The organism is Terriglobales bacterium (assembly GCA_035691485.1).
Taxonomy (GTDB): domain Bacteria; phylum Acidobacteriota; class Terriglobia; order Terriglobales; family Acidobacteriaceae; genus JAIQGF01.
The window spans coordinates 15886-35203 of the sequence record DASSIZ010000010.1; the positions used below are offsets into that span (position 1 = coordinate 15886).

At 61.9% G+C, this 19318-nt stretch carries 18 protein-coding genes; 7 read left to right on the forward strand and 11 right to left on the reverse strand.

Going from position 1 to position 19318, the window contains the following annotated elements:
* Positions 1 to 54 precede the first annotated feature (54 nt).
* The 10 genes from VFI82_00850 to VFI82_00895 all read right to left on the reverse strand — a co-directional run bounded on the left by VFI82_00850 (position 55) and on the right by VFI82_00895 (position 8733).
* Positions 55 to 729: a 1-(5-phosphoribosyl)-5-[(5-phosphoribosylamino)methylideneamino] imidazole-4-carboxamide isomerase gene (locus tag VFI82_00850; GenBank protein ID HET7183201.1), complete on the reverse strand. Its 675-nt coding sequence runs from the start codon at positions 727 to 729 to the stop codon at positions 55 to 57.
* Positions 723 to 1487, reverse strand: coding sequence for an imidazole glycerol phosphate synthase subunit HisF (gene hisF / locus VFI82_00855; protein HET7183202.1), 765 nt, complete (start codon positions 1485 to 1487; stop codon positions 723 to 725). Before hisF ends, VFI82_00850 begins: the two co-directional genes overlap by 7 nt.
* Positions 1481 to 2071, reverse strand: a complete 591-nt coding sequence (gene hisH, locus VFI82_00860) for an imidazole glycerol phosphate synthase subunit HisH (GenBank protein HET7183203.1) — start codon at positions 2069 to 2071, stop codon at positions 1481 to 1483. The genes hisF and hisH overlap by 7 nt, the downstream gene beginning before the upstream one ends.
* Complete coding sequence (gene hisB / locus VFI82_00865) at positions 2068 to 2655, reverse strand: imidazoleglycerol-phosphate dehydratase HisB (protein ID HET7183204.1); 588 nt, start codon at positions 2653 to 2655, stop codon at positions 2068 to 2070. Before hisB ends, hisH begins: the two co-directional genes overlap by 4 nt.
* The gene (locus VFI82_00870; protein ID HET7183205.1) at positions 2652 to 3722 is read right to left on the reverse strand and encodes a histidinol-phosphate transaminase; all 1071 of its coding nucleotides are present in this window, start codon (positions 3720 to 3722) and stop codon (positions 2652 to 2654) included. The genes hisB and VFI82_00870 overlap by 4 nt, the downstream gene beginning before the upstream one ends.
* Positions 3715 to 4962, reverse strand: coding sequence for a histidinol dehydrogenase (hisD, locus tag VFI82_00875; GenBank protein HET7183206.1), 1248 nt, complete (start codon positions 4960 to 4962; stop codon positions 3715 to 3717). The genes VFI82_00870 and hisD overlap by 8 nt, the downstream gene beginning before the upstream one ends.
* On the reverse strand, positions 4962 to 5831 hold the full coding sequence (hisG, locus tag VFI82_00880) for an ATP phosphoribosyltransferase (GenBank protein HET7183207.1): 870 nt from the start codon (positions 5829 to 5831) through the stop codon (positions 4962 to 4964). The genes hisD and hisG overlap by 1 nt, the downstream gene beginning before the upstream one ends.
* Positions 5828 to 6172 carry a phosphoribosyl-AMP cyclohydrolase gene (gene hisI / locus VFI82_00885; GenBank protein ID HET7183208.1) on the reverse strand — a complete coding sequence of 115 codons (345 nt, stop codon included), beginning with the start codon at positions 6170 to 6172 and terminating at the stop codon, positions 5828 to 5830. The genes hisG and hisI overlap by 4 nt, the downstream gene beginning before the upstream one ends.
* Before the next feature lie 237 nt (positions 6173 to 6409).
* The gene (locus tag VFI82_00890) at positions 6410 to 7741 is read right to left on the reverse strand and encodes a YCF48-related protein (protein HET7183209.1); all 1332 of its coding nucleotides are present in this window, start codon (positions 7739 to 7741) and stop codon (positions 6410 to 6412) included.
* 11 nt (positions 7742 to 7752) lie between these two features.
* On the reverse strand, positions 7753 to 8733 hold the full coding sequence (locus VFI82_00895; GenBank protein ID HET7183210.1) for a sigma-70 family RNA polymerase sigma factor: 981 nt from the start codon (positions 8731 to 8733) through the stop codon (positions 7753 to 7755).
* Positions 8734 to 8822: 89 nt separating this feature from the next.
* Here VFI82_00895 and VFI82_00900 point away from each other — a divergent pair, with 89 nt between their 5' ends.
* Together VFI82_00900 and VFI82_00905 are read left to right on the forward strand one after the other, a co-directional pair.
* The gene (locus tag VFI82_00900) at positions 8823 to 9884 is read left to right on the forward strand and encodes a DUF6569 family protein (protein HET7183211.1); all 1062 of its coding nucleotides are present in this window, start codon (positions 8823 to 8825) and stop codon (positions 9882 to 9884) included.
* A gap of 126 nt (positions 9885 to 10010) precedes the next feature.
* Positions 10011 to 10340, forward strand: a complete 330-nt coding sequence (locus VFI82_00905; GenBank protein ID HET7183212.1) for a 4a-hydroxytetrahydrobiopterin dehydratase — start codon at positions 10011 to 10013, stop codon at positions 10338 to 10340.
* Between the two features lie 93 nt (positions 10341 to 10433).
* On the opposite strand, the gene VFI82_00910 is transcribed toward VFI82_00905, so the two are convergent.
* Positions 10434 to 11039 carry an LON peptidase substrate-binding domain-containing protein gene (locus VFI82_00910; GenBank protein ID HET7183213.1) on the reverse strand — a complete coding sequence of 202 codons (606 nt, stop codon included), beginning with the start codon at positions 11037 to 11039 and terminating at the stop codon, positions 10434 to 10436.
* Positions 11040 to 11124: 85 nt separating this feature from the next.
* On the opposite strand from VFI82_00910, the gene VFI82_00915 reads away from it, so the two are divergent.
* The 5 genes from VFI82_00915 to VFI82_00935 form a co-directional block, all read left to right on the forward strand.
* Positions 11125 to 12531 carry a CUAEP/CCAEP-tail radical SAM protein gene (locus VFI82_00915; GenBank protein ID HET7183214.1) on the forward strand — a complete coding sequence of 469 codons (1407 nt, stop codon included), beginning with the start codon at positions 11125 to 11127 and terminating at the stop codon, positions 12529 to 12531.
* A 396-nt stretch (positions 12532 to 12927) separates the two neighbouring features.
* Positions 12928 to 16650 carry a TonB-dependent receptor gene (locus VFI82_00920; GenBank protein HET7183215.1) on the forward strand — a complete coding sequence of 1241 codons (3723 nt, stop codon included), beginning with the start codon at positions 12928 to 12930 and terminating at the stop codon, positions 16648 to 16650.
* Between the two features lie 166 nt (positions 16651 to 16816).
* On the forward strand, positions 16817 to 17779 hold the full coding sequence (msrP, locus tag VFI82_00925; protein HET7183216.1) for a protein-methionine-sulfoxide reductase catalytic subunit MsrP: 963 nt from the start codon (positions 16817 to 16819) through the stop codon (positions 17777 to 17779).
* A 106-nt stretch (positions 17780 to 17885) separates the two neighbouring features.
* Complete coding sequence (locus VFI82_00930; protein HET7183217.1) at positions 17886 to 18521, forward strand: protein-methionine-sulfoxide reductase heme-binding subunit MsrQ; 636 nt, start codon at positions 17886 to 17888, stop codon at positions 18519 to 18521.
* Between the two features lie 407 nt (positions 18522 to 18928).
* A partial coding sequence (locus VFI82_00935; protein HET7183218.1) for a hypothetical protein occupies positions 18929 to 19318 on the forward strand: 390 nt, incomplete at its 3' end.

Sequence of the window (19318 nt, forward strand, 5' to 3'; positions counted from 1 at the left end):
TCGGAACACACGAGTATAAAGAAGATGAGCCGGCGGGGACGGGCGCTTCACAAATCAGGCTTTCATGCGCCCGGTATAGATGGCCATTCCGACCACTGCGTCAACCTCGATCGCGTCCAGCGCGTCGACCTCTTCCTGGGAGCGGATTCCGCCGGCGACGATCAGTTTGCGCGAGGTCGCCCCGCGCAATTCGCGCACGACGTCCATCGGGATTCCTGCCATGAGGCCCTCGCTGTCGATATGGGTGTAGAGAAATCCGCCGCAGTACGGTTCGACCTCACGCATGAGCGTGACCGGCGTCACCTCCGCCAGTTCGCGCCACCCCCGGACCGCCACTTTTCCTCCGCGCGCATCGAGCGCCGCGATCACGCGGTCGGCGCCGGCGCGGTGCGCGAGTTCGGCGGCAAACGCGGTGTTCACCTTGGCGCCTTGCACCAGCGCGGAACCGACAATCACACGGCGGGCGCCTGTTGCCAATGCTTCCTGCGCCGCCTCGACGCTGCGAATTCCACCGCCGACCTGGCAGGGCAGGCGCGAAGTGAAATGCGCCAGCAATTCCCGGTTGCTGCCCTTCCCCATGGCGGCATCGAGATCGATCAACTGCACAATTGGATAGCCGGCGAAGCGTGCAATCCAGGCATCGAAATCCGAAAACTCCAGCGCCTTGCGCTCGCCCTGGACCAACTGGACGATTTTCCCGCCCATGAGATCGATGGAGGGGATCAGCACGGAAACCTCACCGGCACGGAGGCGGCTTGCAATTCCTGCTTTAGCTGGCGAATGTCGTGAATGCCGAAGTGGAAAATCGAAGCCGCCAGGGCAGCGTCGGCGCGCCCGCTGCGGAAGACTTCCACGAAATGCGCCACGCACCCGGCGCCCCCGGAGGCGATCACTGGAATCGAGACACTGCTTTCGATCGACGCCGTCAGCACGCAATCGAACCCTGCCCGGGTCCCGTCGCGGTCCATCGAGGTCAGCAGGATTTCGCCCGCTCCCCGCTGCTCCGCCTCGCGGGCCCATTCTGTTGCCGTGCGGTCCACCGGTGTTCTTCCGCCCGTCACATAGACCTGGTGATGGCCGTCACCCTTAGACTTGGCATCGATGGCGAGCACCACCGCCTGCGATCCGAAACGAGCGGCAATCTCGGTGATCAGTTCCGGTCGTTGCACCGCCGCGGAATTGATTGCGATCTTATCGGCGCCGGCTTCAAAAACCGCCTCCGCTTCCTCCAGCGATCGGATTCCCCCGCCCACCGTGAACGGCACGAACAACTCGCGCGCCGTCCGGCGCACCGTCTCCAGGAGCGTTCCCCGGCGCTCATGCGTGGCGGTGATGTCGAGCAGCACAACCTCGTCGGCGCCGCCTGCGGCATGTGCCGCCGCCAGTTCCGCCGGGTCGCCGGCATCGCGCAGATCAAGAAAGCGCGTTCCCTTCACCACGCGTCCCGCATCCACGTCCAGGCAGGCGATGATTCTCTTGGTCAGCATTGCAGGAAATTCCCCAGCAGCTGCAGCCCTGCTGCGCCCGATTTTTCCGGGTGAAATTGCACGCCGAAAATATTGTCACGCTCGACCGCTGCCGCGAATTCACCGCCATATTCGGTGCTTCCCACCATTCCCTCGCCGGCGGGCGCGCGGTACGAATGCGTGTAATACACGAAGAATTCCGGATCGACTCCGCGCAGCAGCCGCGAGTCGGCGGTGTGGCGCACCGTGTTCCATCCCACATGCGGCGCCTTCACAATTGCCGGAAACCGCGCACAGTATCCGGCAAACGCTCCCAGCCCCTGGACGCTCGCCGCTTCTTCGCTTCCCTCGAACAGCCATTGCATGCCGACGCAGATTCCGAGGAACGGTCTGCCCTGCCGGATCGCATCCTGGATCGCGGCGCGCACGCCGGATTGTTCCAGCACCTCGGTGGCGGAAAAATTCCCAACCCCTGGCAGCACCAGCCGCGCCGCCCGCCGCACCACGTCCGGGTCGCTGGTGATCTCGCTCACACACCCGAGGTGCGTAAAAGCCTTCTGCACCGAGGCGAGATTTCCGGCCTTGTAATCGATGATGGTGATCACAGTAGCCCCTTCGTGCTGGGAAGCATTCGCTGCAATCGCCGGTCGCGGGAGCACGCCACGCGCAGCGCCCGCGCGAAGGCCTTGAACAGCGCCTCAATCTTGTGATGGCTCGAGCGCCCGTACATCACCTTCAAGTGCACGTTGGCACGCGCGCCGCGAGCGAATCCCTCGAAAAAATCGTGCACCAGCTCCGTCTGCAGGTCACCGACAAGGCGCGCCCGCACCTTCGTCTCGACTGCCGCGTGCGAGCGTCCGCCGAGGTCCACCGCTGCCAGGCCCAGCGTTTCGTCCATCGGCATCAGGAAATAGCCTGCGCGCAAGATCCCGCGCTTGTCCCCGAGCGCGCTGTCGAAGGCTTCCCCGAGCGCGATGCCCGCGTCTTCCACCGTGTGGTGCTGGTCGACATCGAGATCGCCGGAAGCGGAGACCTCGAGGTCAAAACCGCCGTGCCGCGCAAACAATTCCAGCATATGGTCGAGAAAACGAATCCCGGTGGAGATACGATAGCGTCCGCTGCCATCCAGTCGCAGCACGATGCGAATGTCGGTCTCGTTCGTCTTGCGATGCAGCCTTGCCGTCCTCATGCCGGAACCTCAGCCCCGCGTCGTTGCTGCGCGTACTCGCGAAGCGCCGCAATCAACCGGTCGGTGTGCGCCTCCGTGCCGATGGTGATGCGCACACACCCGCCGCAGCCGGGGTCGCTGTTGCGGTCGCGCACCAGGATGCCGCGTTGCCGCATGGCCGAAATGAAGTTTTCGCGCGCCGGGCCGAATCGCACCAGCACAAAATTCGCGTGGCTCGGCCAGAACGGCATGCCCAGCGCCGCGAGTTCTGCTTGCAGACGGTCGCGTCCCCGCCGCACTGCTTCCACGTATGCGGTCACGTATTCGCGGTCCGCAAGCGCCGACGGCAGGCATGCCAGCGCCACCCCGTTCACGTTGTACGGTGATGCGATCCGCCTCACAAATTGCATCTGCCTCGCCGGCCCCGCGAGTACGCCTGCGCGCAGTCCTGCCAGTCCATAGGCTTTCGAAAATGTCCTGGCGACGAACAAGTTTGCCCGCCGGCTGATTTCCCCGATCAGGCTTTCGCCATAAAAATCGAAATACGCTTCGTCAATCAGAATCGCCGCCTCGTTCGCAGCGTCGGCAATCGCGAGCAGTTCTTCCCGCGCTGCCACCGCGCCGGTCGGATTGTTGGGGTTCGCAATCGCGATCAGGCGCGTGCGCGGCGTAACCTGCGCCATGATGCCGCCAGCCGGAAAGCGGAATCCTTCCGCCGCAACTGCCTTGACCGTTGCGCCGGTCGCCGACGCCGCCACTTCGTACATGCCGAACGTCGGCACGGCAATGATCGCTTCGGCGTCAGTCTGCAGGTACGTCTCACAAAGCAGATGAATGGCTTCGTCCACGCCATTCGTGAGCATCACTTCCTCAGGCGACAATGCCAGCCACTGCGCGACCGCGCGCTCCACCGGCTCGCGCTCCGGGTAGCGTGCCAATTCCTCTGAGGTGAGGCTGCGCAGTCGCTCCAGCACTCGCGGCGAGCACCCTTCCGTGTTCTCGTTGAAATCCAGGCGCAGCCCGCTGCGACCACTCAGCGGCGGGTGATATTGCTTGACGCGCTCGAGGTTGGCGCACGGCTTAAGCATGAGCGCACCTCGTCCGCACCGAGTCGGCGTGCGCCCGGAGGCCCTCTGCCGTGGCCAGCGTTTCGATCACCGATGCCGCGCGCTCCAACCCCTGGCGCGAGACTTCCTGCACGCTGATGATCTTCACGAAATCCATGACGCTGAGCCCGCCGCGAAAGCGAGCCGAGCCTCCCGTCGGCAGCACGTGGTTCGGGCCGCACGCGTAATCGCCAAATGCCTGCGGCGAATAGTCGCCCACGAACACTGAACCTGCGTTGGTGATCTTGGCCACATCATCGCGTGATACCGTGATGTGCTCGGGCGCGATGGCATTGGCGATCTCCAGCGTCTCTGCTTTCGACCGCGCCACCAGGATCAGCCCGTTCCCTCGCAAAGCTTCCTGGGCGGTGCGATTTCCGCGCGCTGATTGCCGCACAGTTCTGGCCACAGCTCGCGCCATCGCCGTATCGGACGTGATAAAGATGGCCAGCGCTTCCGCATCGTGCTCGGCTTGAGCCACAAGGTCGGCCGCGATGAATTCCGGCGTGCCGTCATCGCTCACGATCACAACCTCGGTCGGTCCCGCCAGCATATCGATGGCGCACTGGAAAGCGACCTGCCGCTTGGCCTCGGTGACAAACTTGTTCCCCGGTCCCACGATTTTGCTGACGCGCGGAACGCTTGCCGTTCCGTAGGCGAACGCCGCGATCGCCTGTGCGCCGCCCATCCGGTAGAACGAGTCCACTCCGAGCAGGGCCGCTGCCGCCAGTGTTTCAGGCGCCGGACGCGGCGATGCCACCGCGATTTGCGGTACTCCTGCAACCTGAGCCGGGATGACCGTCATGAGCAGCGATGACGGCAAAGGATAACGCCCTCCCGGCACGTAACAACCGACCGAATCGATGGGACGTATCATTTGCCCGACTTCAACTCCGGGCTGGATCTGGCGCGTGAATTCTCGCGGCAGCTGCCACTCGCAAAATTGCCGGATGTTCCGGGCTGCAACTTTCAGGGCGGCGCGAAATTCCGACGCCACCCGATCCAGCGCCTCGTGCATTTCGGCGCGGCTGACCCGAAGCTCGGCGTCGCGCTCCAGGCCATCCCATCGCTCGGCATACCTACGCAGGGCGGTATCACCGCGACGCCTGACATCCGTCACGATGCGGCGTACTCTGGTTGCGACAGCCGGATCCGCTTCCAGCGCGCGTGCAGCCAGTCGCTCCACTTCCCGCTTCACTGCTCGACCACGCACGGTGCGCATCACACCACCACCTTGTTCAGCGGATACTCGACAATTCCCTGCGCATTCGCCGCCTTCAATCGCGGGAGCACGTCGCGCACCACCGCCTCTTCGATGATCGTGTTCACCGCTACCCATTCCTCGTCAGCGAGAGCGGAGATGGTCGGGCGCTTCAGCGCGGGCAGCACGGCGAGGACCGCCGCCAGGTCCGACTTCTGCACGTTGAGCATGAGCCCCACCCGTCCTTGCGCCGCGATTGCGCCGCAGAGCATCAGCGCGATGTTCTGAATTTTCTGCCGCTTGGCTTCGTCCTGCCAGGCGCGTGTGTTGGCGATGAGCTGCGTATTCGATTCCAGTACCGTGTCCAGGATCCGCAACCGGTTCGCGCGCAGCGAATTTCCGGTCTCCGTAACCTCGACGATCGCGTCCGCCAGCATCGGCGGCTTCACCTCGGTCGCTCCCCAGGAAAACTCCACCTTGACTGGGATTTTTCTTGTCTCGAAATAGGCGCGCGTCACGTTCACCAGTTCGGTCGCGATGATGCAATCCGCCAGGTCTTCCGCGCGACGGAAGGGCGAATCTTCCGGCGCGGCCAACACCCACCGCACTTTGCCGCGGCTCTGCTTTGCGTACACCAGGTCCGCGACCGATACCACTTCCAACCCGCTCTCGATCACCCAGTCGCGCCCGGTGAGGCCGGCGTCCAGAGCGCCGTGTTCCACGTAGCGCGCCATCTCCTGCGCCCGGATGAGCATGCACTCGATCTCCGGATCGTCGGTCGCCGGGAAGTAAGAGCGCCCGTTGGCATAGATCTTGAAACCGGCGCGGTCGAACAACTGGATGGTGGCATCCTGCAAGCTGCCCTTGGGAATGCCCAGCCTCAGCTTCATCGCGCACCGCCTTGGCCGGTCATGGCCAGGGGCCGCGTGAAGCAGGAGCGCGTTCCTTCGTGGCAGACCTTTCCCTCGCCTTCCACGTGCACCCGCACCAGCACCGAGTCCTGGTCACAGTCGGTCGTGATCGAGGTCACCTTCAGGCGGTTGCCGGAAGTTTCGCCCTTCATCCACAGCTTGCCGCGCGTGCGGCTGAAGAACGTCGCGTAACCGGATTCCAGCGTGCGCCGCAGCGCCTCCGGGTTCATGAACCCCAGCATCAGCACCTCGCCGCTGGAGTCATCCTGCACCACGGCCGGCGCCAGTCCCTGCATCTTGTCGAAATCGATTTGCACCATGTCTCCTCGCAAAAATGAGAAACCCGCCGACTTTGTGTCAGCGGGTCCGGTCTTTCCAAAATTGCCTAGTGGCTTAAGCCCAGGCCTCCGCTGACACGTTGTCGCCGTGGTGATGGTGGTGATGGCGATGGGTCAGCGAAGTCATATACGTCACAATCATACGTGACAAAGAGGACGTGTCAAATAAAAACCGCAACGGCGGCCAAAGTTGCGTGACTGGCGTCACAATCCTGCCGGTTACGGCCGGACCGACCACGTCGTGCCTCCGTCATTCGTGCTCCATGCCTCGCCCGACGCCGTCCGCACCGACCCGTGCTGCGCGTCCGTGAATTCCACGCCGACGATGTCGGACTCCAGCGCGGCATCTGCGGACTTCACCGCAACCCTGGACCAATTTCTTCCATTGTCCGCCGAATGGTACAGCGTACCCGCTTTGCCTCCGGCCCAGATATCGCCGTCTCTGGACGAAAGGGCCCGCAAGGCTGGCCACGAGGCGGCCACGCGCACCGCTTGCCAGGTCCGTCCTGCATCCAGCGACCTTTCCAGTGCGCCTTCCGACGAAAGCCTCCACTGCGGAGACAGGCTCACCGCCGATCTCATCATGGCGCCGGCCAGGGGGGGTGAAGACGCCTGCACAGCTTCGCCGGCCACCGCGGATGTCGCATCACTCGTTGCCCGACGCGGCATGGATTGTGGCTTTGCCGGCGCAGCAGTCACCTCCGACTCACGCTGCTTCCTTTTTTCCTGCTGTATCTCTACCGCATCTGTTTCCGCGGCGACTCCCACCACTTCATTGGCACTCGCCGGCGGTGGCGGGGGCGCAACTGCCAACTGCTTCTGATTCGGCGGCGACACCATCGCGCCGACGGCCCCACTTGCGCCTGCGGCGGCCTGCGCCCGCAATCCCGCGGCCTGCCCGTCTCTCATCGGCATGGCCCCATCCGCTTCCAGGGGCGTCTCCCGTGGCTTGAGCGCCTTGGCCATTGAAGCAGGAGCCGGAGCGCTCGGCGCCGCGTTCATCGTTTTGGTGTCCAAGCCGGCCTCGGCAACCACATCTTTTTTTGTCTCGGATTTTGTCGTGGGCTTTTTGTCGGAGCTTTCTGCTCGCCTATGCGCGTCCGCTCTCTTGTTCTCTTCTCTTGCTTGCGCTCGTTCAGCGACAGGAGCAGCCTCTCTTTGCGTGGCTGATTCGACCGGTGTTTTTTCCGGCTCGGCCGGCGTTGCCACTGGCGATGTCGCGGTTGGTTTCGAGAACTCCACTTGCCGCGATTTCTGCACCACCACCGCCGCCGCAACTACCACCACGGCAGCCGTCACTCCTGCCCAGCGCAACATCGGCCAGCGGGCCCATTGCTTTGTCGCTGGAGCCGTGGCTGTTGCCGCTTCCGGCATCGCGATGGCGACAATTTCACGGCACAATGCACACGTGCTCAAGTGTGCGAGCACCTGTTCGTGCTCGCGCCCGGTCAGCGCTCCTTCCGCAAATGCGGCCAGCAGGTTGGCTTCCGGATGATCTCCGGACGGCGACTGCTTCATTCTCTGCCGCACGAATTCGGGTACTTTGCTCATTTCCTTGGTTCCTACTCGCCCCCATTGGCGCGTTCACTTCCAGTAGAGAACGCGGACGAAGGCGAATCTTGCGCCAGCCGCGCGCGCACGTTCACCTGCAAATCACGGACATCCGCCTGCAGCGCCTCATCCGCCTGCCGCTTGCTCATCCCTCGAGCCGTCAACCCGCTGCGAATCCGCTTGCGCAACCCGGCGGTGATTTTTTCCAGCTTGCGGCTGATGGTGGACTCATGGACACGCAGCACGCGCCCGATCTCCGCCAGGGTTCGCCCATCCAAAAAATACGCTGCCAGCACAAATCTATCTTCAATACTCAATTGCGCCAGGGCCTCGTCGGTCGCCGCTTCCAGCCGCGAATCCAGTTCAACCATCGCCACCGGTTCCGGCGCGGCGAACTGCATTCCCGCTTCGTCCTTCTCTTCCAGGCTCACCAGGCGGCGTTGCGTGCGATATCGCTTGACGAACTCCTGCGCCAGCACCGCGCGCAGCCAGCCTTCCAGCGACCCGCGCCCGGTGTAGGAGTCCAGCTTCGAAACCCGCTTCCCCTCGCGTTCCGTCGTCCCATAGAGGTCCGCATAGAGAGAATTCGCCAGTTCGCGGCCGGTCGCGTCATCTTTAGTAATGCCCAGAGCTGCCTCGTAAAGTTTCTCGCGAAACCTGGCCATGAACTGTTGCCACGCGCCCTCGTGACCTGCGGCGCACGCGCGTGCCAGCGCCAGTTCTTCCACCCGCAAACTGGAAATCAGCTCTCGGGTTTCTTCGGCGCCTGCATCCGCCGGCAAGTACTGAGCGGCGATCCTCTCCAGGATGCTCTCGAACTCCGCCTTCGTCGTGGAATATCCGGCGGCGCCGCTTCGTTCGAAAAGTTCCTCGATCAACGGTTGCAGGCCGGCGAGGCGCGTGCGGGCGAGCGCGGATTGGGAACTGCCGCTCATCACGATGGCTGATGGTAGCAAATTGCCGCCTGCCGCGTTGTTCGCCTGCGAGCTCATTTTTTCTGCAAGCGTCCGATGCCGCGCCATTCTTCCTTCGAGCAGAGGCCCCCGTCGTTCAAAGCCTGCTCCAGCTAGGGAGAACGCTCATGTTTCGCAAGCTTGCAGCTTTTATTTTCGTCGCCGCCGTGTCCGTTGCCGCGACCTTTGCCGGCGAAGTCCATGCCGGCTACAAGGTCCTGGCGCCCATCAGCCACGGCAATTTGACCATCTTTCCCGTCGTGGCTTCCGGCACGCATGACACCTCCGACTTCCTCACGCTCGATGAAGGTCTCCGCTCAGGCGAAGTCGTCGTCACCGAAGCCGGACGCATTCAGCCGCTGATGCGTCGCCACGTCTGGCCCAATCCCTCCGGCGGAGGCGAGGTCAACCGCCTCGTGCTGGTCAACAATTCCAATCGGCCACTGCTATTGCTGGCGGGGGAGATCGTCACCGGCGGCAAGCAAGACCGTGTGATCGGCAAGGACCGCATCGTTCCCGCGAAGAGCGACCCGATTGACCTTAGCGTCTTCTGCGTTGAACCCGGGCGCTGGACCGACGTCAGCCCCAACTTCAAAGGCATGTCGTCGCAGATGGCCCAACCCAGTGTGCGCCGCAAGGCCATGGCCGAGAAAAACCAGCAGGCGGTCTGGGATTCGGTTCGCTCCAGTAACGAAGCGGTGGCGCAAGCAGCCCCGCCGGGCGTTGCCGGCGCAATTGGCGGCACTACTTCCTACGCTCGGGTGATGGACAACTCCGAGGTCAAGAAGCAGGTTGATGAAATCGCCGCGCCGATGCAGCGCGAATACCAGGGCTTGCTCCATGAGTTGCGCGCCCGCAACGCGGTCGGCGTCGTCGCCGCCGTCAACGGCCGCATTCTCTGGGCCGACGTCTTCGCCAGCACCGCGCTGCTGGAGAAATACTGGCCCAAGCTGGTGCGTTCTTACGCCGCTGAAGCCTATGTCGTGCACGCCTCGTCCTACTCGAAGACGGACACGCGTGCCGCGCAGGATTTTATCGACAATCTCGAAGGCCGCCGTCAGGTGTCCGAGGTCGAACCCGGTGTCTTTCGCCATACCGAAATATCCGGCGATGGCTTCAAGGTGTTTGAGCTGACCTCGTTGCTGCCGAAAACCGGCTTCGACCTGCACCTCGCCAAGGCCGCCGAATGATGAACCGTCTTCACTTTGGCCGTGCCTCGAACATTTTTCGTTCCTGTGCCGCGGCGAAAAAGCGACGCTGGGTTTTTGCAACCTTTCCCGCCGCTCGCGCTCTAAAAAGTTAGTCAGGAGGCAATTATGTCCGAACTTGCGAGCCTAACCTGCGTGCCTTGCCGCGGCGGCATCCCGGCCTTAAAGGGAAACGAGCTGAACGAGATGAAGCGCAAGCTGCCCGGCTGGGAAGTGGTCAATGAGCATCATCTGCACAAGGCTTTCACCTTCCCTGACTTCGTGAAAGCTCTAGCGTTCGTCAACCGTGTCGGCGATCTCGCCGAGCAGCAAGGCCATCATCCCGACATTCTTCTCACCTGGGGCAAGGCTGAGATCACCATCTGGACGCACAAGATCGACGGCCTCACCGAGAGCGACTTCATTCTGGCAGCAAAGATCGATCAACTCTATAAATGAGGGACTGGTGGTTGGTGGCTGGTTGGAGATTTAGCGTTAACCACTGAGGGCCCAACCACTCACTGCTAACTCCTACCTACGAACTACCGGTTTTCACACGTGCCCGTTTCCACCCGACTTCCTTCTCGCCTTGACCGCACGCCGCAGACTCGGCAGCAGGGCTTCGTAGTATTCGACCACGGCCTCCACCCGCTTCGGCTCCGACCGCATCCCCAGCAGCTTTTGCTTGAAATCCAAGTCGAACGGCATCGCACCCGCGATCATGAATGAGAGTTCCTTCTCATCCGGCGACGGCGTGTCGGCCGCCGCACCCATCAGGGCCAGCGCTTCCGCATGAATCTCGATCAGGCGCCCATTTTTTTCCTTGGCCGGCGGCTCAGGATCGTCCACGAAATAGAGCACTTCGCCACGATAGAAGCTGCGCTCGGTATTGATGTCCATCACCTCGAAGCGCTCGCGCCCCTCGGTCACGATGTCCATCCGGCCGTCCTCGTACTGCTTGGTGACGGCCACGATTTCCGCCGCGCAACCCACGCTGGCCAATCCCTGCTCGGTCGCCCGCACCACGCCGAACTTTTCTTTCGATTCCAGCAATTCGCCGATCATCTCCCGGTAGCGCGGCTCGAAAATGTGCAGCGGCAGCGCCACATTCGGGAACAACACCACATCGAGCGGGAACAAAGGCAACAAGCGACTCACGCTCGCATTGTATCGCGTGCGCAGCATCGGTTTGCGATACGATAAACACAGGTCTGGCACACGCGCCGTGCGTGTGCGGAATAACATGTCCGCGGTGCGCGTTCTCCTGATTTCGACGTACGAATTGGGTCGCCAGCCCTTCGGCCTGGCCTCCCCCGCGGCCTGGCTGCGCGCCGAGGGCGCCGAGGTCTCCTGCCTCGACCTATCCCAGCAGGAGCTTGATCCGCTGGCGGTTCGCTGGGCCGAGCTCATCGCCTTCTACCTTCCCATGCACACCGCCACGCGCATCGCGCTGAGCGCCATCAAGAAGGTCCGCGCTCTGAATCCCGAAGCCCAACTGTGCGCTTACGGCCTGTATGCGCCGCTCAACGCCGGCCTGCTTCGGGCCGCGGGCGTTGCCGCTGTGTTTGGCGGCGAGTTCGAACCCGCTCTGGCCGAGACCGTTCGCAGCATCGCCGGCAATGGTCGCCGGATTCCGCCACAGGACAAGCCCCAGGTATCGCTCGACCGCCTGCAATTCCGCGTTCCTGACCGCACCGGGCTTCCCCCGCTTGAGAAATACGCGCGCCTCGTCATGCCCGACCGCTCCCTGCGCATCGTCGGCTACACCGAGGCCAGCCGCGGCTGCAAGCACCTCTGCCGCCACTGCCCGATCGTTCCCGTCTACAAGGGAAAATTTCGCGTCGTACAACCGGACATAGTGCTCGAAGACATTCGCCGCCAGGTCGCCGCGGGGGCAGAGCACATCACTTTCGGCGATCCTGATTTCTTCAACGGGATCAACCACGCCCTCGACATCCTGCGCGCCCTCCATCGCGATTTCCCGCAGCTCAGCTACGATGTGACCATCAAGGTCGAACACCTGCTGCAGCACGCCAAGCACCTCCCGTTATTGCGCGACACCGGCTGTGCCTTCGTTACTACCGCCGTCGAATCACTCGACGACCGCGTTCTCTCTATTCTCGACAAGAGCCACACGCGCGCCGATTTTCTGCGACTCGTCCCGCTCTTCCGCCAGGCCGGCCTTACGCTCGCGCCCACCTTCGTCGCCTTTACGCCCTGGATCACACCCGCAGGCTATGCCGACCTTCTCGACACCATCTCCGATCTTGACCTGGTCGAGAACGTCTCGCCGGTGCAACTCGCCATCCGGCTGTTGATTCCCGCCGGCTCGCGGCTGCTGGAATTAGCGGAGGTTAGTGACATCGTCGGTGAGTTCGATCCCGTCGCGCTCAGCTATCGCTGGCAGCATCCCGACCCGGGCATGGACGAGCTCCAGCAAGATATCGAACGCCGGGTGCAGACGCTGACCGCCGGCGGGCACAGCCGCCGAAGCATCTTCGAGGACGTTCGCCGCCTCGTGGGATCGCGACCAGGTTCCGCCCCGGCCGGCCATTCCATTGCCCAGGCCCCGCCTGTGAGTCTGCCCGCGCCGCCCGCCATGGCATCACGAGCCACTGTGCCCTACCTCACCGAGCCCTGGTACTGTTGAGCCGAACCCACCACGGGGCAGTTGGCCCCGTTCTGAATTCCTTCCGATCTCGTTTGCGATGGTACGGTCCGCATGTCACCACTTCGTGCGATACCCACCAAAGTGCCCTCTATGCGATTTGGTATCCCGCCTGTGACAATTTGGATTTCATCCCAGCCGCAAGCCGGCAACTGCTTGGAAACAAAGCAGGCAGGGATGGAACGCGAACTGCCTAACATTTTTACAATTCCAGGGTCTTGCTCCGCCTATTCATATCGGCATCTTGGGGCGTCGTAGAGTTCTAGTCAGGCACGAAATCTCTGGTCATCCGAGTCGATGGGTGCGCTGCCGGGTGCCCATGGCACTATCGTGTCCCACCACCTTGACCTCCGTCGCCCAAACTGGAGGGAACTACCCATGCCACTCGTAAGAACTCCTGTTCGATTCATGCTGGTTGTCGCCTGCATCGTCCTGCTGACGGCAACCTTCGCATTCTCCCAAGTCGGTGCCACCGGTATCGACGTCGTAGTCAGAGATCCGAGCGATGCTTTCGTCTCCGGTGCTTCCATCAAGATCTACAACGTGTCGACCGGCGTGCTGGAACGCCAGATGACCACCGGGAGCAACGGAGAAACGGTTGCCACTCTCCTGCGCCCCGGGACCTATCGCGTCGAGGTCACCGCCGCGGGATTCAAGCGGTACGAAGTCATCGTGGAAGTTCGGATCGGCGAAACCGTGAAGCAAGCTGCCAAGCTGGAAATTGGTACCGGCAACGAATCGATCACGGTGGAAGCGGCGCCTTCCCTGGTCAATACCGAAAGCGCCACCACCGGACAACCGATCGACTCCCGAACGTTGGAAGAATTGCCGCTAGCCTCGCCCAATTTTCTCTTCCTGTTGACTCTCTCCACCGGCACGGCGGGCGAGATGCCCGATGTGCGCGCCTCTACCCGCGGCAACATCGACATCAACGTCAATGGCGGTCGCACCACCAACAACGCCTTTTCCTTGGAAGGCATCAACGTCAACGACCTCAACCTGGCGCACTTCGACAACGTACCGCTGCCCAACCCGGATGCGGTGCAGGAATTCAAGACCGCCACCTCGCTCTACGACGCTTCGCAGGGCAGCAAGGGCGGCGGAGCGCTAGGGGTGATCATGAAGACCGGCAGCAAGCAATGGCACGGCGATGCTTATTGGGACCACCGCAATGACGCGTTCAATGCCAACGAGTGGTTCAACAAGCGGTCAGAAGCCCTCGCCGGGAAACCTAACGATCCCGGACGGCTGCTGCAGAATGTAGGCGGCTTTAGCCTGGGCGGACCGGTCCCCATTTTGAAAGGCTTCATCTTCGGCAACATGCAGACCGTCCGCGCCCGCAACGGCGTATCCACCTCGGGATCCGTGACCAGCGTGATCACGCCCGTATTCCCCACCAATGCCGATGGCACCACTTCGGCCGCGCTTTTGGCAGGCGCGGGCTTTGCGCCTAGTGCCAGCAAAGTGGATCCTACGGCGCTGAATATCCTGAACCTGAAGAACAACTATTGGTTCGGAACCTATGCTGTGCCCCGGCTTGGCCAATCCGGCTGCCCGACGAGCGCCACCACGACGACTTTTACCTGCCGTTTCAGCCGCATCACGCCCATTCGCGACGATCAATACAGCATGTCGTACGAGCGCGGTTTCCGTGACAACAAAGACAAACTCCGGCTGACCTGGTTCTGGGACAACGGCAATTATGCCACGCCATTCGGAACAGCCAGCACCCTGGCCTTCCCGCTGGCCAACGAGCTGCGAAACCGCTTTGCCTCTATCGGTTGGAACCACCAGATCAGCAATCGCCAGTTGAATGACTTCCACTTCGGGTTCAGCCGCTTCAATGCGGTCACCGGAAATCCGACGGACACCGTCAACTTGGCCGATGTGGGCGCCACCCGACCCAACATCTCTACCGTACCCGGAATTTACCAGATCACCATTACCGGCGCCTTCAGCATGGGCACCGGCGTGAACGACCAGCGCGGCACCGTGCAGAACTCCTTCACCGTGGGCGACACCTGGTCCATCGCCATGGGCAAGCACACCTTCAAAGCCGGCGGCGAGGTCGTGCGATACGAGATCAACCGCTTCAACAAGTTTGCCTTGCGCGGCTCGCTGGGCTTTGACAACTTCAGCAACTTCGTGCAAGGGATCATCAACAGCGAACAGTCGGCGGTGGGTGATCCGCAGCGCTACTTCCGCGACACCGACTACGCCTTCTTCTTCCAGGATGACTGGAAGCTGCGTCCACGTTTGACGGTGAACCTGGGCTTGCGCTGGGAAGGTCTGGGTTGGGCGCATGATACCAAGCTCCGCACCAGCATCATCGACCCAGGGCAGATCATTGCCAACGGCCCCGGCGCCGATCCGCTGTTATTCCCCTCGGCCAGCGCCGCGCCCGTGACCGGAACCCCGGGAATTGGGGATTGCGGCGTAAAGAACTGCCTGACCAAGAACTGGGAACCGCGCGTGGGCTTTGCCTGGGACGTTTTCGGTAACGCGAAAATGGTTGTGCGCGGCGGCGCCGGCCTCTATTACCAGCGCCTTTCGAACCAAAACCTGCTGCAGGGGGCTTTGGGGGCGCCTTACTTCGTCCAGATTGTCAATAACAACCCGCAAATCAGCGACCCTACCGTCACCTTGGCCAATCCCCTGGCTACCACACCCGCAGCGGTCGCTGTCGCCACGGCATTCATTCCGCAGGCCTCGCATTTCGCCGGCCTGCGCTATGTCACCGGACTTGGGACCAACTCCAGTCCCTGTGCTACGACTGCTCCAGCTGTGCTGAGTGTCAACGATCCCTGCGTCGCGCCGATTTTCGTCAATGACAGCGGCGTTAAATGCGCGAACTTCGGCGGTAGCGCCAGCAACTGCTCCATTAACCTGGCGTCCTTCTCCAGCGTCGACCCCAACGCCAAGGCGCCCTACACCGAGCAATGGAACTTGAGCGTGCAGCGCGATTTGGGACATGGCTGGGCGCTCGAGGCAGCCTACGTCGGCACTCACAGCGTAGGAGGCCTGGGTATCTGGGATCCTTACCTGCCTCAACTGGTCAGCCCAACCAGTCCGCTCACCATAAAGGACATGAACGGCAATAGCTACGCCATCACCACAAACACCGTAAACAATGCGCCACTGCGCGACCAGTTGCTGGGATTGGCTCGTAAGCAAGGATTCCGAGTAGATGGGAATATCGGCTTCTCGACCTATCATTCAGGCCAGGTCACGTTGTCGCATCGTTTTGCGCACGGGTTGTATCTGCAGGCTGGGTACACACGGTCGAAGAACATCGACAATGTTAGCGGATCACAGAGCACCGACGAATTGAACAATACTCGTGCCGGACAGGCTGGCGCCAACGTCCTGAATAACCTGGCTAATTATCAGCAGAACCGGGCAGTGAGCGATTTCGATCGCCCGAATCGGTTCGTGCTGAGCTATAGCTGGGACCTGCCGGTCCCGAAGAGCGGCATCTGGGGCTCACAGCTATTCCAGGGGTGGACCATCGCTGGGCTGGCTCAATATCAGAATGGCCTGCCCTTCTCCATCACCGACTCATTCAGCGGTCGGGCCTTTGGCGGCGGCACTGGCACTGGCCTTCTCGTCTGCCGTCCGGTGGCAGAGCAGATCGCCACGCTGCCGGGCTGCACGCCGGGCACAGTCACGACGGTGAGTCAGCTGCTGCTGCCCGGATCCGCCGGGGGCCACCCGGACAACTTTATGAATCCCAACTTCGTCAGCGTGGCTCAGGTGGTCGGCCCGTGCACCAGCCAGAGTCCCACTCGGGGTGCTGGAGTTACCAACACCACCTGTGCCGCGAGCAACGCAAGTGCCCCGACCACTTACGGCAACGTGCCGCGAAACGCCTTCCGCGGCCCGTTCCAGCAGGATTGGGACCTGTCCGTGATCAAGCATTTCAAGATTAGCGAGCGGCATAGCTTCCAGTTCCGTGGTGACTTCTTCAACCTCTTCAACCATCCGGTGCTGTCGACAACGCCGACCTCCGTTGCGCTGTCCTCACCGGCTACTTTTACCCAGTTCACAAACACCGCCATTCCGGCGCGCATCATCCAGCTCGGCTTGAAGTACAGCTTCTAGCCGGGCCGGGGAAAAGCTAAGCCGGGCGCGAAAGCGTCCGGCTTTTTTTTCGCAACGAACGGTGCGAAAACCCGTGCATCCCCGTGTTCCACCCTCCCTGTAACTTTTCCCTCTCCCGGCTCATCCCATGGCATGAAGGTGCTACCATTCATCCAGGTGTGGGGAAATGCTGATTAAGAAGCCGGAGGAAGTACGCTCGTCGGAAATCACCAGCCAATCGACGTATCTGAATCGCCGGGCTTTCCTGGGCGGCGCGGCCGCGCTGGCCGGCGCGGCTGTGATCGCGAAGGTCGCCGGCGCGAAAACTCCCTCGCCCGACACCGCTCCTAACGGCCAGAAGCTGTCCGGAGTTATCAAAGGACAGTTCTCGACCGACGAAAAGCAGACTCCCTACAAGGACATCACCAACTACAACAACTTCTACGAGTTCTCCACGGACAAGTACCAGCCGGCCAACCTGGCCAAGAACTTCCGTACTCGCCCGTGGACGGTGAAGGTCGAGGGCTTGGTGCAAAAGCCCAAGACCTACGACATCGACTCCCTGCTCAAGTTGGCCACGCTGGAGGACCGCGTTTACCGGCACCGCTGCGTGGAAGGCTGGTCCATGGTTATTCCCTGGGTTGGCTATTCGTTTAAGAAGCTGATGGACCAGGTGCAGCCGCTGGGTAACGCCAAGTACGTTGAATTCACCACCCTCAACGATCCGGCGCAGATGCCCGGCGTGCGTTACGGCGTTTTAGACTGGCCTTATACCGAAGGCTTGCGCCTTGATGAAGCCAGTCACCCTCTCGCCCTGCTGACGGTCGGCTTGTATGGCGAAGTCCTGCCCAACCAGGATGGCGCGCCGGTGCGCATCGTCGTGCCCTGGAAGTATGGGTTCAAGAGCTGCAAGTCGATCGTGAAGATTCGCTTCACCGACAAGGAGCCGAGGACGGCGTGGAACAAGGCCGCTCCCAACGAGTACGGCTTCTATTCCAACGTCAATCCGAACGTGGACCACCCGCGCTGGAGCCAGGCTCGCGAACGCCGCATTGGCGAATTTACCAAGCGCCCTACGCTGATGTTCAACGGCTACGGCGACCAGGTCGCCTCACTCTACACGGGCATGGATTTGAAAAAGTTTTTCTGAATGAAAGAGTTTTGGGGGACATTTCCGCTTCGAGGCTTCCCGCTTTCACCTCTTCATTTTCCGAGTGAAACCTGAGACGTGAAACCTTGAACGTAAAACCTGCTAAGTGAAATTGAAGCTACTCAAAGTCGCCGTCTTTTTTGCTGCTCTCCTGCCACTCGCTCACCTGGGATGGAAGGCATACCGGGGCCTGCTCGGCGCCAATCCGATTGAGGTCATCACCCGCTCCACCGGCGACTGGACCCTGATCTTCCTGATGCTCACCCTCAGCATCACGCCCCTGCGCCGTCTGACTGGCCAGCACTGGTTCATCCGCTTCCGCCGCATGCTGGGGTTGTTCGCCTTCTCCTACGCTTGCCTTCACTTCACCACCTACATCTGGCTGGACAAGTTTTTTGACGTTCACGAGATGGTGAAGGACGTCGCCAAGCGCAAGTTCATCACCGTCGGCTTCACTGCCTTTGTGCTGCTCATTCCGCTCGCCGTGACCTCCACCCAGGGCATGATCCGCCGTCTCGGCCGCCGCTGGATCACGCTTCATCGCCTGGTCTACGTCAGCGCCCTGGCCGGCGTCATCCACTACTGGTGGCTGGTCAAAGCCGACGTCCGCAAGCCTGAGTACTACGCCATCCTGCTCACGCTGCTGCTCGGCTTCCGCCTCATCTCCGCCCAGCGCAAGAAATCCGCAGTGCCTCCTCGCCTTACTAACCAGCGCACTCCGGAAACTGTGGCCGCCGACTAACAGGCGTTGCTCTCCGCCCAACAGCTAGCCGGCCCCCTTTCCGCTTCGCATCGTGTTACGACCTTCCTCCGTCCCGTCAGTCTGGAGCGCGACGTTGACGGAGGCGTTGCGATTGTGCTAGTTTGCCGCACTTTGACGCGTGAGTTCCGCGCCGGTTGCCGAGTTCGGCTCCCGTCGCGGGCCCTTGGTCAAAATTGTTTCGCGGGCCGACCACTTTGCGTCGAGCTGAATACAGCCGGCTGTTGTGCATGTGGGACGCCCTGTTCCGGGGTGCGATTCCGGTGAGGGGTGCCGGCGCGATTCCCTGCCAATCTGGAGATCCTTCAACTCTCGGTTCTTTGTAGCGATTCTTTGTTCGCTGACACTCCAGGCCACCAGGTAACCAGTCCTTCCTAGGAGAGAAAAAAATGCGACATTCACTGATTTACTGCGTGTTGGTGTTTCTCGTGGCGCTGGGGTTGCCGAGCTTCGCCCAGCAAGCGGCTCCCAGTGGCGCCAAATCCACCGAACAATATTCGTCGTCTTCGGCCCGCGCCAGCAACGACGAAGTCCAACAATTGCGCACCGAGGTCGCTTCCCAGAGCCAGACCATCCAGGAACTGAAATCCTTGGTGCAGCAGCTTGCCCAGCGTTTGGACAGCAACGAAGCCCGTGTCCTGCCGGCCAGCGGAACATCAGGCGCGCACATGCAGTTGCTGACTTACGATCCGCTGGCGTCGTTGCAAGAGACGGAAAAATCCGGGGCTTCTGCCAGCGCTGGGGCCCAGGCCCTTATGCCCGAGAAGAAACCCAAACCA

Coding starts and splice junctions, on each gene's coding strand:
- hisG (HET7183207.1), bottom strand. CDS start 5,831: ATGAAGCTGAGGCTGGGCATTCCCAAGGGCAGCTTGCAGGATGCCACC.
- hisD (HET7183206.1), bottom strand. CDS start 4,962: ATGCGCACCGTGCGTGGTCGAGCAGTGAAGCGGGAAGTGGAGCGACTG.
- VFI82_00895 (HET7183210.1), bottom strand. CDS start 8,733: ATGAGCTCGCAGGCGAACAACGCGGCAGGCGGCAATTTGCTACCATCA.
- hisF (HET7183202.1), bottom strand. CDS start 1,487: ATGCTGACCAAGAGAATCATCGCCTGCCTGGACGTGGATGCGGGACGC.
- VFI82_00900 (HET7183211.1), top strand. CDS start 8,823: ATGTTTCGCAAGCTTGCAGCTTTTATTTTCGTCGCCGCCGTGTCCGTT.
- VFI82_00870 (HET7183205.1), bottom strand. CDS start 3,722: ATGCTTAAGCCGTGCGCCAACCTCGAGCGCGTCAAGCAATATCACCCG.
- VFI82_00905 (HET7183212.1), top strand. CDS start 10,011: ATGTCCGAACTTGCGAGCCTAACCTGCGTGCCTTGCCGCGGCGGCATC.
- hisI (HET7183208.1), bottom strand. CDS start 6,172: ATGGTGCAAATCGATTTCGACAAGATGCAGGGACTGGCGCCGGCCGTG.
- VFI82_00915 (HET7183214.1), top strand. CDS start 11,125: ATGTCCGCGGTGCGCGTTCTCCTGATTTCGACGTACGAATTGGGTCGC.
- VFI82_00890 (HET7183209.1), bottom strand. CDS start 7,741: ATGAGCAAAGTACCCGAATTCGTGCGGCAGAGAATGAAGCAGTCGCCG.
- hisB (HET7183204.1), bottom strand. CDS start 2,655: ATGAGGACGGCAAGGCTGCATCGCAAGACGAACGAGACCGACATTCGC.
- msrP (HET7183216.1), top strand. CDS start 16,817: ATGCTGATTAAGAAGCCGGAGGAAGTACGCTCGTCGGAAATCACCAGC.
- VFI82_00920 (HET7183215.1), top strand. CDS start 12,928: ATGCCACTCGTAAGAACTCCTGTTCGATTCATGCTGGTTGTCGCCTGC.